The sequence below is a fragment of the Labrys sp. 22185 genome, assembly GCF_052045555.1.
GTDB classification, from domain to species: domain Bacteria; phylum Pseudomonadota; class Alphaproteobacteria; order Rhizobiales; family Labraceae; genus Labrys; species Labrys neptuniae.
The window spans coordinates 344,787-357,526 of the sequence record NZ_JBQEPH010000002.1 but is presented as its reverse complement, the minus strand read 5'-3'; the positions used below and the strand labels follow the sequence as shown (position 1 = coordinate 357,526).

10 protein-coding genes are annotated in these 12,740 nt (G+C 65.1%); 7 read left to right on the top strand and 3 right to left on the bottom strand.

All coding sequences use genetic code 11. The features are described 5' to 3' along the window. Positions 1-6 precede the first annotated feature (6 nt). Entirely contained in the window at positions 7-1,590 is a 1,584-nt protein-coding gene (locus ACTJKX_RS06190) for a cytochrome ubiquinol oxidase subunit I (protein WP_440724703.1), read from the bottom strand. A 267-nt stretch (positions 1,591-1,857) separates the two neighbouring features. Between ACTJKX_RS06190 and cydD the strand changes: the two genes are divergently transcribed. Together cydD and cydC are read left to right on the top strand one after the other, a co-directional pair. Then, on the top strand, positions 1,858-3,633 hold the full coding sequence (gene cydD / locus ACTJKX_RS06185) for a thiol reductant ABC exporter subunit CydD (protein ID WP_440724702.1): 1,776 nt from the start codon (positions 1,858-1,860) through the stop codon (positions 3,631-3,633). Further along, complete coding sequence (gene cydC / locus ACTJKX_RS06180; protein ID WP_440724701.1) at positions 3,630-5,300, top strand: thiol reductant ABC exporter subunit CydC; 1,671 nt, start codon at positions 3,630-3,632, stop codon at positions 5,298-5,300. The genes cydD and cydC overlap by 4 nt, the downstream gene beginning before the upstream one ends. Here cydC and ACTJKX_RS06175 read toward each other — a convergent pair. Beyond that, a complete protein-coding gene (locus ACTJKX_RS06175; RefSeq protein ID WP_440724700.1) occupies positions 5,286-6,056 on the bottom strand; it encodes a helix-turn-helix domain-containing protein in 771 nt (256 codons plus the stop codon). The two genes, cydC and ACTJKX_RS06175, sit on opposite strands and share 15 nt — an antisense overlap. A 151-nt stretch (positions 6,057-6,207) precedes the next feature. Beyond that, on the bottom strand, positions 6,208-6,996 hold the full coding sequence (locus ACTJKX_RS06170; RefSeq protein ID WP_311938302.1) for an IclR family transcriptional regulator: 789 nt from the start codon (positions 6,994-6,996) through the stop codon (positions 6,208-6,210). Positions 6,997-7,279: 283 nt separating this feature from the next. Here ACTJKX_RS06170 and ACTJKX_RS06165 point away from each other — a divergent pair, with 283 nt between their 5' ends. The 5 genes from ACTJKX_RS06165 to ACTJKX_RS06145 are packed head-to-tail and all read left to right on the top strand — an operon-like array spanning position 7,280 to position 12,739. Next, positions 7,280-8,350: an ABC transporter substrate-binding protein gene (locus ACTJKX_RS06165; RefSeq protein WP_440724699.1), complete on the top strand. Its 1,071-nt coding sequence runs from the start codon at positions 7,280-7,282 to the stop codon at positions 8,348-8,350. Positions 8,351-8,380: 30 nt separating this feature from the next. After that, complete coding sequence (locus ACTJKX_RS06160; protein WP_440724698.1) at positions 8,381-9,889, top strand: sugar ABC transporter ATP-binding protein; 1,509 nt, start codon at positions 8,381-8,383, stop codon at positions 9,887-9,889. Beyond that, positions 9,886-10,848: an ABC transporter permease gene (locus ACTJKX_RS06155; RefSeq protein ID WP_440724697.1), complete on the top strand. Its 963-nt coding sequence runs from the start codon at positions 9,886-9,888 to the stop codon at positions 10,846-10,848. The genes ACTJKX_RS06160 and ACTJKX_RS06155 overlap by 4 nt, the downstream gene beginning before the upstream one ends. Then, a complete protein-coding gene (locus ACTJKX_RS06150) occupies positions 10,845-11,798 on the top strand; it encodes an ABC transporter permease (RefSeq protein ID WP_440724696.1) in 954 nt (317 codons plus the stop codon). The genes ACTJKX_RS06155 and ACTJKX_RS06150 overlap by 4 nt, the downstream gene beginning before the upstream one ends. After that, positions 11,795-12,739 carry an amidohydrolase family protein gene (locus ACTJKX_RS06145; RefSeq protein ID WP_440724695.1) on the top strand — a complete coding sequence of 315 codons (945 nt, stop codon included), beginning with the start codon at positions 11,795-11,797 and terminating at the stop codon, positions 12,737-12,739. The genes ACTJKX_RS06150 and ACTJKX_RS06145 overlap by 4 nt, the downstream gene beginning before the upstream one ends. Position 12,740 lies beyond the last annotated feature (1 nt).

Sequence of the window (12,740 nt, the reverse complement as noted above, 5' to 3'; positions counted from 1 at the left end):
TCTGGCTCAGCGCGGCGTGCGGGCGAGGGCGGGCTCGGGCAGGGTGCCCGCGCCGGCCGGTGCATCGTCCAGCACGCTGTGCTCGGACGGTCCCTTGCGGATGGTCTTCACCATCAGGAAGATCATGACGATGAGGAGACTCGTATAGAGCGCCAGGAAGAAGCCCAGGCTGATGACGAGATCGGTGAGGGTGAGGCCGGAGGCGGCATAAAAGGTCGGCAGTACGCCCTCGATCGCCCAAGGCTGCCGGCCATATTCGGCGACCAGCCAGCCCGCCTCGATCGCCACCCACGGCAAGGGCAGGCTCCACAAGGCCACGCGCAGAAAGGCGCGGTTCTCGCCGAGACGATGGCGGCAGCTCATCAGGAAGGCGAGGCCGAAGAAGGCGATGAAGTAAAAGCCCAGAGCCACCATGACGCGGAAGCTCCAGAACAGCGGCGCCACGCCGGGCACGGTGTCCAGGGCCGCGCGCTGGATCTCTTCCGGCGTGGCGTTCTGGATATCGGCGCGGTAGCGCTTGAGCAGCAGCGCATAGCCGAGATCCGGCCATTGCTTGGCGAAGGCCTCGCGGGCGGCCTTGTCGTTCGGATCCTTGCGAATGGCGTCGAGACTGGCCGAGGCCTGGATGCCGTTGCGAATACGGACCTCCGCATGCTCGACCAGCGTCCGGATACCCGGCAATTCCTTGTTCAGACTGCGGGTGGTGATCAAGCCCAGCACCCAGGGAACCTTGACCTCGTAGCGATTGCCATCCTTGCCGGGCAGGGCAAAGAGGGTGAGGCCGGCCGGCGCAGGCTCGGTCTCCCACATCGCCTCGATGGCGGCGATCTTCATCTTCTGGTGCTCGGTGGCGACATAGCCGCTCTCGTCGCCCAGGACGACGACGGACAGGGCCGAGGCGAGGCCGAAGCTCGCCGCCACCACCATGGAGCGGCGGGCAAGCTCGCGGTGGCGCCCGCGCAGCAGGAAGAAGGCGCTGATCGCCATCACGAACATCGATCCGGCAACATAGCCGGCGCTGACCGTGTGCACGAACTTGGCCTGTGCGACCGGATTGAAGATGACCGCGATGAAATCGGTGATCTCCATGCGCATCGTGTCGGGATTAAAGACCGAGCCGACCGGATTTTGCATCCAGCCATTGGCGATCAGGATCCACAGGGCCGAGAAATTGGCGCCCAGTGCCACCAGCCAGGTGACGGCAAGATGCGCCACCTTCGACAGGCGGTCCCAGCCGAAAAAGAACAGGCCGATGAAGGTGGCTTCCATGAAGAAAGCCATCAGGCCTTCGATGGCGAGCGGCGCACCGAAGACGTCGCCGACATAGTGGCTGTAATAGCTCCAATTCATGCCGAACTGGAATTCCATCACGATGCCGGTGGCGACGCCCATGGCGAAGTTGATGCCGAACAGGGTGCCCCAGAACAGCGTCATGCGGCGCCATACCGGATTGCCGCTCATCACATAGACGCTCTCCATGATGGCCACCAGGATGGAGAGGCCGAGCGTCAAAGGTACGAAGATGAAGTGATACATGGCTGTCGCCGCAAATTGCAGTCGCGACAGATCGACAATGGTGAAATCAATCATAGACGCCAAACCCGGTCCAATACTGGCGTTGCGCCAGTTTCAAGTTTTCCTAAACGGGCTGCCCGTGGTGGGCATTGATCGAAATCAATGCCCCGGGCGGCCCACGGCGGCTAAAGATGCCGAGATTGTGCTTCGATTGATTTTGCTTTTTCAAGATAAAATCTAAAGTACGCAACACTTTGTGTCGCAAGAAGATCAATGGATATACTGGCGTCATCGGTGAACCATCGGAGCCGGTGTTACTTCGGAATCTAAGATGAGGCCCGTGTGAAGCAGGCAGGCGAGACGTCCGGTCTCCGGATCGCAGCAGGATCAAGCAGGGACGATCGTTCCGCGCTTGCCAGTCTCGCTCGTCATGCGCGACGAGGACTGGCGATCGCGACCATCCTGCCGCTGGTCTCCGGGGCTCTCCTCGTCGCCCAGGCCTACGTGCTGGCATCGGTGCTGCATCGGGCCGTGGTGGGAGGAGAAAGCGTTGCAGCGCTCGGCAGCCCGATCTTCTCGATCGCTGTCCTGATCGCCTTGAGACTCTCTTTGGGAGGGCTGGGCGAACAGGCAGGCATTGTTGCGGCCGAGCGCATCAAGTTCGATTTGCGCAGCCGGCTCGCCGAGAAATTGTCGGCCGGTTCGCTGGAGTGGTCAGCATCCCGCTCTTCCGGCGCCTTGAGCGCCGCAGTCGTCGACCAGGTCGAGGCACTCGACGGCTTCTTTGCCCGTTTCCTGCCGGCGAGCATCCAGGCGGCCGTGCTGCCGCTGGCCTTCGCCGCTGCGGTGCTGCCGGTCGACTGGGTGGTCGGGCTGCTGTTCCTACTGACGGCGCCGCTCATTCCTTTGTTCATGGCCCTGGTCGGCTGGGGAGCCGAAGCCGCGACCAGGGCGCAAGCCGATGCACTGGTGCGGCTGTCCGGGCATTTTGCCGATCGCCTGCGTGGCATGACCACACTGAAACTGTTCGGCCGTGCCGAGTTCGAGACCAGAGACGTCCAACGGGCGAGCGAGTATCTGCGACGCCGGACCCTGCGGGTGCTGCGCATCGCCTTCCTGTCCTCCGCCGTGCTGGAATTCTTCGCGGCCCTCGGGGTGGCCGGCGTGGCGCTCTATGTCGGCCTGACCTATCTCGGGCTCGTGGACCTGCGCGGCTCCGCCCTGACCTTGCAGGCGGGGCTGTTCTGCCTGCTGATGGCCCCGGAGGTCTATCAGCCGCTGCGCCTGCTTGCCGCCCATTATCATGACAGGGCTTCGGCCAAGGCGGCGATTGCCGAGATCGAGGCACGTTTCGCCGGCCTGCCGGAAGCCGCTGCCGCAGGAGGCTTCGTCCGGCTTCCAGCTTCGTCCGGCGGATTGCCGCTCCATGTCGAGCACCTGACCATCCGGGTGCCGGACAGTGAACGCGTCCTGCTCGACGGCGTCTCGCTGAAAATCGGAGCGGGCCGACACCTGGCGCTTTTCGGTGAAAGCGGCATCGGCAAGTCGAGCCTGCTGGAAACGCTGGCCCGGTTGAGGCCGGGTGCCGGCATTCGCATCGCAGGGCTCGACCTCGCTGCGATCGACGAGGACAGCCTGCGGGCGGGCGTCGCCTTCATCAGCCAGCGCTCGCGCCTGTTCCATGGTTCGATCGCCAACAATATCAGGCTGGGCAAGCCTTCCGCCTCGGCCGCGGAAATCGCGCAGGCGGCAGAACAGGCATGCGTCCTGGATTTTGCCTCGAAACTGCCAGAGGGGCTCGATACCCCGATCGGAGAGGGAGGCGTCGGCCTGTCGGGCGGGGAGGGCCATCGGGTCGCCCTGGCACGCCTGTTCCTGCGTGACCCCGGCCTGATTCTCCTGGACGAGCCGACAGCGCATCTGGATGCCGCCACGCAGGCCCGCGTTCTGGATGCCCTGATCGGTTTTGCCGCTGGCCGTACCATGATCATCGCGACCCATTCGCCCGCCGTAGCCGCCCGGCTGGATGAAGCCTGGCGGCTGGCCGGCGGCAAGCTGCTACTGATGCCGCATCCTCATGTCGACAGGCAGCAGAAACAGCCGAGGTGGACCGCATGACCGCCTTGCTGTCCTTCTGGCCGCTGTTCCGCCAGCACATCGGCCGCATGGGTCTGGCGCTGTTGTTGGCCGTGCTGACCCTGGCCGCCGGCGTCGCACTGCTCTGGGTCTCGGGCTGGTTCCTGACGGCAGCGGCTCTCACCACAGCGGCGGCGAGTTTCAACCTGTTCGGACCGTCCTCGCTGATCCGGGGGCTGTCGCTGGTGCGGATCCTCTCGCGCTATGGCGAAAGGCTGGTCGGGCACGATGCCACCTTGCGTCTCCTCTCGGCCCTCAGGGGCTGGCTGTTCGCCCGCCTGTTTCCCCGTGTTCCCTTGCCCTCCCGCGATCTCAGGCATGGCGATCTCGTCAGTCGCCTCACGGCCGACGTCGATACGCTCGACACGGTCTTCCTCACGGCGTTCGGCCCGATCCTCACTGCCTTGCTGATCGGGACCGTCATGACAGTCGGGCTTTTCGTCCTGCTGCCGGCCGCTGCTCCGCTCTATGCCATGGCCATGATCCTCGCCCTTGCCGGCGTTCCTACCCTGCTGATCCTGTTCTCGCATCGGCTCGGAGCGGAACTGGTGGAAGCCTCCGCCGCCTTGCGCATCGCCGTGCTGGATCGCGTCGATGGCCACGCCGATCTGGTCGCCTTCGGGGGACTTGCGGCGGCAGGGCAGGAATTCGACAAGGCGGCCAAACGCCTCGCCCGCGCCCGCAGGCGTTCGGCGCGCGCCGGCCTGCTGGCCGCAGCCTCCGTCCAGGCCCTGGCGGGGATCGCCCTTGTCGGTGTGCTCTGGTGCGGCATCGAGGCCTTGCGGCAGGCCGAAATCGGCGGTCCTCTGCTCGTCGGGCTGCTGCTTGCAGTGCTCGCCAGTTTCGAAGCGACGGCCATGCTGGTGCGCAGCGTCGCCAAATTCGGCGCTGCCGTCACATCGGCCGAGCGGGTGCGGGCGATCGCGCAGATGGCTCCCCCGATCGGCGATCCCCAACGCCCCGTGGTGCTGCCGGGTGGCGATCTTGCCGTGAACCAGGTCACTTTCGGCTTCGATCCGGCGCGTCCGGTGCTGCGCGATCTCAGCCTGACCATTTCGGCCGGCGAGCGCGTGGCGATCGTCGGCGAAAGCGGCAGCGGCAAGTCGACCCTGCTTGCCTTGCTGCTCAGGCTGCACGATCCCCAGGCCGGTTCGATCGCCATGGGCGGCACGGATATCCGCACCGTACGCCAGGCCGATCTCCATGCGCGGATCGCCCTGCTGAGCCAGAGCGCGCCCGTCTTTCTCGGCTCGGTGCGTGACAACCTGTCGATTGGTCGGGCAGAATCGAACGACGCCGAACTCTGGGCGGCTCTCGAAGCCGCGCGGATCGCCGATTTCGTGCGGAGCCTTCCCGAAGGGCTCGATGCCTTCGTCGGAGAGGCGGGCCGCACTTTGTCCGTCGGGCAGGCGCGGCGGCTCTGCCTCGCCCGCGTCTTGCTGTCACCGGCCGACATCCTGGTCTTCGATGAGCCGACCACCGGTCTCGATCGCGCCATGGAGACGGATTTCCTGGCCGATCTCGCAGCCGCCACCCAAGGACGCAGTGTCATCCTGGCTACTCACGCCGAGATCCCGGAAGGCGCGGTCGACAGGGTGCTTGCGCTCGCCGATGGCCGCCTGATGCCCGTGGAACTAACTGGCGGCTAGCCGAAGATGTTCGGGCGACAGGCCGATGCCGGCAATCTCGGCGAGCCGGCCGTCGTGCAGAATTTCGACCAGATGGGCTTCCGGCAGGCGGATCAGCCCCTGCGCCTTCAACCGGGTGAAACAACGGCTGACGGTCTCGATGGTCAGGCCGAGATGGTCGGCGATATCGGTACGCGACATCGCCAGTTGCAGCCGCCGCCCATGGCGGGGGTGATGGTTGGTCCGGGCATCGAGCATGAGCAGGAAGCCGGCCAGCTTTTCGAGCGGTGCCAGCCTGCCGAGCATGAGCTGGCTGTCATGCGCCTGGCGCAAGGCCGCCCTGGTCATGCGATGGAGCCGCTCCCGCAGGCTCGGAAACTCGTCCATCAGCAGCTCCATCTGGTTGATGGGAAAGGCGCACAGGCTGGAGGCAACGACGGCTTCGGCCGATTGGGAATGGAAATCGTCATCCACCAGGCCGAGATAGTCGCCCGGCATCAGGAAATCGGTGATCTGGCGCCGGCCATCGGGCAGGTCGGTAAATAGCCGCAGCATGCCGGATGTCAGGCTGTAGACCTTGCGGCAGGGATCGCCCTGGCGCAGCAGCGCCTGATTGGGCTGGAGAAGCACCGGGCTCGTGATGCCTTCGAGGCGGTAAAGATGCTCGTCGGCCATGGCCGTGCAGAGGGCCTGGTGCCGAACCTCGCACGCGCGGCAGGCTCCGCAGGCCTTGCGGACAAGCGTGAGAGAAGAGCGAAAACCGGCTGCTGCGCCCATGATGAGAACCAATCGCGTTGCGACCACGTCCATGGGGTAGCAGGTAGGTAGACGCTGAACGACTGGACATTTCGTCCAGTCGGATTGCTTATCAATCGCCTCCATAGGCGGGTTTTCGCATTGTCGGGGCGCCGACCGACCGTGATTGCAGCTAGGCCGCTGCGCGCGGGCCGACGGCCTTGCCATGCAGCGAAAGCGCCGCCGTCTTCAGGCAATCGAGATAATGCTGGCGGTTGCGGATGCCGTCCTCGCGCGGGGTCACCAGGCAGAGCGTGGCGGTGCAGCGATCCTGTCCGTCGAAGACGGGCACGGCAAAGCAATGGGTGAAGCTGTCGACAATGCTGTTGAAGGTAAACTCGCCCGCGGCGGCGGCCTGGCGGACTTCGGCGATGAAGTGGCCCGGATCCAGCAGGCTGCCATTGGGCAGACGGAAATCACCGGGCGGAACGAAATCCCGGATCTCCTGGTCGCTCAGATGCGACAGCAGGAGGCGCCCCGACGCCGTCCAGGGAATCGGCACGGCACGCCCGACATCGGAGGAAATCCGGAAAGGCCTGACGCCCTCCTTCATGCGGACGACCGTATATTTGTTGCCATCCAACATGCAGAACTGGGCGGTCTCGCGCGTCTCCGCCGCAATCTGGGCCAGGACCTTGTCGCATTCGCGCATGAAATCGAAATGGTCCTCATAGGCCGCGCCGAGGAAATAGAGCTTGCGGCCGAGATAGACCCGGCCCTCGCCATCGGCATATTCGAGAATGCCGTTGCGCAGCAGGAGGTTGACCAGTTCGTAGACCGATGAGCGCGGCGCCCCGATCCGGGCAGCGATCTCGTTGGGCTTGGTCGGCTCGCGCTTCATGCGCAGGAAATCGAGAATTTCGAAGGCACGGTCGAGCCCGCGTGTGCGCCTGGCAATACCTTCGTCGCTGATTGAATCCATTTCCTATCCTACCTGACCCGCTGGAGCGGGCTGCCCGCCGCCGTTGTTTCACTGATGAACGTTACGGCACGCATCAATGCAAGCCTCAAACTGCTCGTTTCAGCAACGATATTTCGGATGGCGGCTGCAACGCCTTCAAAAATTTCGCCACCTGCTTGTCAGCCTTGAAAAACCACCTATAGTTCGTGCTGTCCGATATTATGACCATATGTACAGTATATTGTACATCATGCAAGAGCCAAGGCTGCGAACAAGGCCCGCTGGCTCGCAAGAGGGGAACGACATGATCAAGACTTCTTTGCTGCGGAAGCTTACCGATCGGCGCGCCTTGATGGCGGGAGTAGGGCTCGCTGTACTGGCCTTCGCGGCCACGGCCGGCGTGGCTCAGGCTGCCTCGAATTGCGTCAAAGGCGATCGCAAGGCGCCTTATCGCATCGGCTGGGCCAACATCTACTCCGTGCCGACCTGGATGAAGCAGACGGAAGGCACCATCGTCAGCGAAGTCGACGCGCTCAAGAAGGAGGGGCTGGTCAAGGACCTGATGATCACCGATGCCCAGGGCAATGCCCAGACCCAGATCCAGCAGATCCAGTCGATGATCGATGCCAACCTCGATGCCATCATCGTCGAGGCCGGTTCGTCCACGGCGCTCGATCGCGTCGTCTCCGATGCCTGCGCCAAGGGCATTGCCGTGATGAATTTCGACAGCCTCGTCGACACCGACAACCTTACCGCCAAGATCAACACGGATTCGCTCGAATGGGGCAAGCAGGCCGCCGAATGGATGGTCAAACAGCTCGGCGGCAAGGGCAAGATCATCATCATGAACGGCCCGGCCGGCGTCTCGGTCAGCGACGATCGCCGCAAGGGTGCCCAGCCTGTGCTCGACGCCAATAAGGGTCTTGAAATCATCACCGAGACCAACACCGAATACAATGTCGCACCGGCCCAGGAAGCGATGACCAGCCTGCTCTTCGCCAATCCGCAGATCGACGGGGTGCTGTCGCTCGGGGGCGCCCTGTCGGCCGGCTCGGTGCTCGCCTTCGACCGCCAGGGCCGCGACCAGGTACCGACCACCGGCGAGAACGCCCGCCAGTTCCTGGAACTGTGGAAGGAGAAGAAGCTGAAGGGCTGGGGCACCATGCAGCCCAATTGGCTCGGTGCCTTCTCGGTCTATGCGGCGGTCCAGGCCTTGCAGGGCAAGACCATCCCGGCCGAGGTCAAGGTGCCGCTGCCGGTGATCGACGACAGCAATATCGACTCCTATCTCGCCCGCGCCGACAAGTTCCCGGCGGATGGCTACATCTACTCCGACTATGACCGGGCGCTCTTCGACAAGCTGCTGGCGCAGTAGACGTCGAGGTTCGCACGGAGAGTTTGTTTCATGAGCGATCGTCCGCCTTTGCTGGAAGCCCGCCAGGTCCTGAAGGGCTTCTACGGCAATCCGGTACTGAAGGGTGTCAGCATCACGTTGCGCCCGGGCCGGGTCCATGCCCTGCTGGGCGAGAACGGCGCCGGCAAGTCGACCCTGATCAACCTGTTGTCCGGTGCCCTGGCACCGGACGGCGGCGAGATCGTGCTCGACGGCAAGTCCCTCTCGCGTTTCAGCCCCGATCTCGCCCGCAAGGCCGGGATCGCGGTGGTGCAGCAGGAACTCAGCCTCACGCCGGAGCTTTCCATCGCCGAGAATATCGGCCTCGGCGCCTATCCCCGCCGTTTCGGCCTGGTGGACTACCAGGAACTGCAGCGGAGGGTCGTGGAGGTCTGTGGCCTTGTCGGCCTGACGGAAGCGCCCGACACCCTGGTCGGCGACCTTGCGCTCGGCCGCCGCCAGATGGTGGAGATTGCCAAGGCGCTCTTTCGCCGCCCGCGCGTGCTGATCCTGGACGAGCCGACTTCCTCGCTGTCGGGCCATGAGGCCGGCATCCTGGCGGGATTGATCGGCAGGTTGTGCGAAGAAGGGCTGGCGCTTCTCTACATCTCGCATCGCCTCAATGAAGTGCGGGCCCTGTGCTCGCATGTCACCGTTCTGAAGGACGGTGTTGTCACCGCCGACCAGCCGCTCGCCGGCGTCGACGCCGAGGGCCTGGTGCGCCTGATGGTGGGACGCGAGGCCGGCGGTCTCTTCCCGGCCAGGACGCAGCGCTCCATCGGCGAGGAACGCATCCATCTCCGTGGCTTTTCCGCCGGCATGGTGCGTGACGTCGATTTCGTCGCCCGCTCGGGCGAGATCGTCGGTATTGGCGGCCTGGTGGGGCAGGGCCAGGAGGATTTCCTGCTTGGGCTCTATGGCGCCCTGCCTGCTTCGGCTCGCAGCGCCCATCTATGCGGCAGGTCGGGCCTGTTCACCACGGTGGGGGCCGCCAACGACGCGGGCCTTGCCTATGTGCCCGCCGACCGCAAGAAGGAGGGGCTGATCCTGCCCCATTCCATCGCCTCCAACCTGTTGCTGCCTTCGCTCGACCTGCAGGCGCGGCGCGGGCTGCGGGACAGCGGCCGCGAACGCTCGCTGGTCGCGGAGCTTGCCAGGCGCCTCACCATCAAGGGCGACACCGAACGTCCGGTCCAGGCCCTGTCCGGCGGCAACCAGCAGAAGGTGGCATTGGCCAAATGGCTGCCGCTCGATCCTTCGGTGCTGCTGCTCAACGATCCCACGCGCGGCGTCGATATCGAGACCAAGCGGGAGATCTATCTGATGCTCCAGGGCTTTGCCGCCGACGGCAAGCTGGTGATCCTGTTGAGCTCGGATACGCCCGAACTCGTGCATCTGTGCGACCGGGTGGTGGTGTTCAGCGAGGGGCGGGCGGTGTCCGCGCTCGAGGGCGGTGCCATTTCCGAGGAAGCCATCGTCGGCTCCGCCATGGGCGTCTCCAACCGGGAGGTCGCGGCATGAGCGGCACTGTCTTCTCATCCAACCTCTATTGGGCAGTCCAGCGCCGCCGCAATCGCGGCCTCGGCGGTCTCTACGTGGTCGTCGCCGTCTTCCTGCTGCTCTATGCCTGGCTGTTTCCCGGCATTCTGAGCCTCGGTGGCTTTTCCAAATTCACCCAGAACTGGTTCCCGCTCGCTTTGGTCACCATGGCGCAGGCCCTGCTGATGCTGAATGGCGGCATCACCCTGGCGGTCGGGCCGATGGTAAGCCTCGGCGCCGTGATCGCCGCCACGACCATGGGTGGGCCGGCGGGCTCGGTCGGCGGCATCCTGCTGGTGGCCCTGGCCGGGCTGGCGATCGGCAGCCTGATCGGCGTGATCGTCGCCTATCTGCGCCTGCCGGCCATCATCGTCACGCTCGCCGGTTCCTTCATCATCACCGGCGTGGCCCTGCTGATCCTGCCGCGGCCCGGTGGCTTCGTGCCGCCCTGGTTCTCCGAATTCCTGGCGGGTGACGGACCGACGGCCTTCATCCTGCTTCTCATCGTGCTGGTGGCCTGGAAGCTGTTCCTGGCCACGCCGACGGGCCTCAGCATCTATGCCGCCGGCGACAATCCGGTCGGCGCCTATCGCTCGGGCGTGCCGGTGGAAAGGGTGAAGGTGATTTCCTTCGCCGTCTCCGGCCTGCTCGCCGTCCTCGCCGGCCTCTTCGTGGCGGCCCAGACCGGATCGGGCGACCCCGTCATCGGCAATCCCTTCACGCTGAATTCGATCGCCGGAGCGGTGCTGGGCGGCGTCGGCTTTCTCGGCGGCAAAGGCACCATGCGTGGCGCCATCTGCGGCAGCCTGCTGCTCTCGGTGATGATCAACGTGATGTTCTTCCTCGGCTTCCCCCCGGTCGCCCAATATGTCGCCCAGGGCCTGATCATCGTCGGGGCCGTGGCCATTCCCGAACTCTCCGCGCGCTGGAGGACGAAATGAGCAGCCTGTCCACCGCCGTCAGGGGGCTTTTCAGGAACCCGGCGCTGCTCACCTTGATCCTGGTGGCGCTGGTCTGGCTCGTCGCCAGCTTCAGCCTGCGCGGCTTCGGCGCCTATGGCCATCTGCGCTATCTCCTGGAACTGGCCGCCGTGATCGGCATCGTCGCGGCGGGGCAGACCTTGGTGATCATCATGGGCGGCATCGACCTCTCGGTCGGGGCCGTGATCACCGTCACCGCGATCATGCTGCCGCTGATCTCGCCGGGCTGGGACGCCACCGGACTGATCGGCATCGTCGGCGCCTTGGCGATAGCCACCGGTATCGGCCTGGTGAACGGCGCCGGTGCCGCCTTCCTGCGCGTACCGCCGATCATCATGACCCTGGCGATGGCGACCTTCCTGCAGGGCCTGCTGGTGATCGTCGCCGGCGGCAGCGCGGTTTCCGTCACCAACAAGGCCGTGATCTGGCTGGGCTCAGCGCGGCCGCTGGGCATTCCCGCCGGCATCATCCTGTGGATCCTCGTCTCCGTCGCGGTGCTCGTCCTGCTGCATCGCATGCCGATGGGCGTGCGTTTCCTGGCCCTTGGGGCCAATCCGGTGGCGGCGCGGCTGTCGGGCGTGAGCGTCGTCAGAAACACGCTGCTGCTCTATGCTCTGTCCGGCTTCTTTGCAGGGCTCGCCGGCACGCTGATCCTCGGCATGAACCGGCAGGGCTATGTCGGCATCGGCGATCCCTATCTGCTGATGTCGATCGCCGCGGTGGTGCTCGGCGGCACCTCCATTCTCGGCGGCAAGGGCAGCTATGCCGGCACCATCCCGGGCGCCATCCTGCTGGTGACCACCACGGCGCTGATCACGGTGGTGAACGCCTCGCCTGGCTGGCGCTCGATCATGTTCGGCTCGCTCATTCTGGCCCTGCTGCTGATCTCGGGGCGTGAGGCGCGCCGATGACCGCTCTCTATGGCGGGCCGGTGATCGACCCGCATCATCACCTCTGGGATCTGTCGCTGGGGCGCCACCCCTGGCTGCGCCCGCCGGAACGGGAAGAAAGGGAAATGGTGTTCGGCAGCCTGGCGCCGATCCGCCGCGACTACGGCGTCGCCGACTATCGCGCCGATGCCGCCGGTCAGAACATCGTCGCCACCGTGCATGTCGAAGCGGGCTGGTCTTCCGAATACCCCTTAGAGGAAAGCCGCTGGCTCGAAAGCCTCGATAGGCGTTCCGGCGTGGCGCGGCGCATCGTGGCTCGCGTGCCACTCGATCGTCCCGACGCTGCGGTGCTGCTGGAGGCGGAAGCGGCAAACGACCTGGTCGTCGGCATCCGGGATATCGTCAGCTGGCACCCCGAACCCGCCAAGAGCTTTGCCCGCTCGAAGGACCTGATGGGCGATCCGCGCTGGCGCGACGGCCTGCGCCAGGCGACGCGGCTCGGCCTGTCCTTCGACCTCATGCTGTTTCCCTGGCAAATGACGGAAGCCCTGCGTCTGGTTGCAGATTTTCCCGATACGATCTTCGTGCTCGACCATTGTGGCAGCCCGGCCGACCGCAGTCCGGAGGGCATGGCGCTGTGGCGGCGGGGCCTGCAAGCTTTGGGGCAAGCCGACAATGTCCTCGTCAAGATCTCGGATCTCGTCGCCTATGACAATGACTGGAGCCTCGACAGCCTGAGGCCGGTGATCGAACACTGCATCGCCTGTTTCGGTCCGGGGCGTGCCATGTTCGCCAGCGATTTCCCGGTTGCCGGGCTGCATGCCAGCTTCGCGGAGGTCTACGAGGCCTTTCGAACCGTTGCCTCCGAATGCAGCGCGGATGAACAGCGGGATCTCTTCTTTGCCACCGCCGACCGGGTCTACCGCCTCGGCCTCGATAAAGCTGCTACCAGCGAAACCTGAT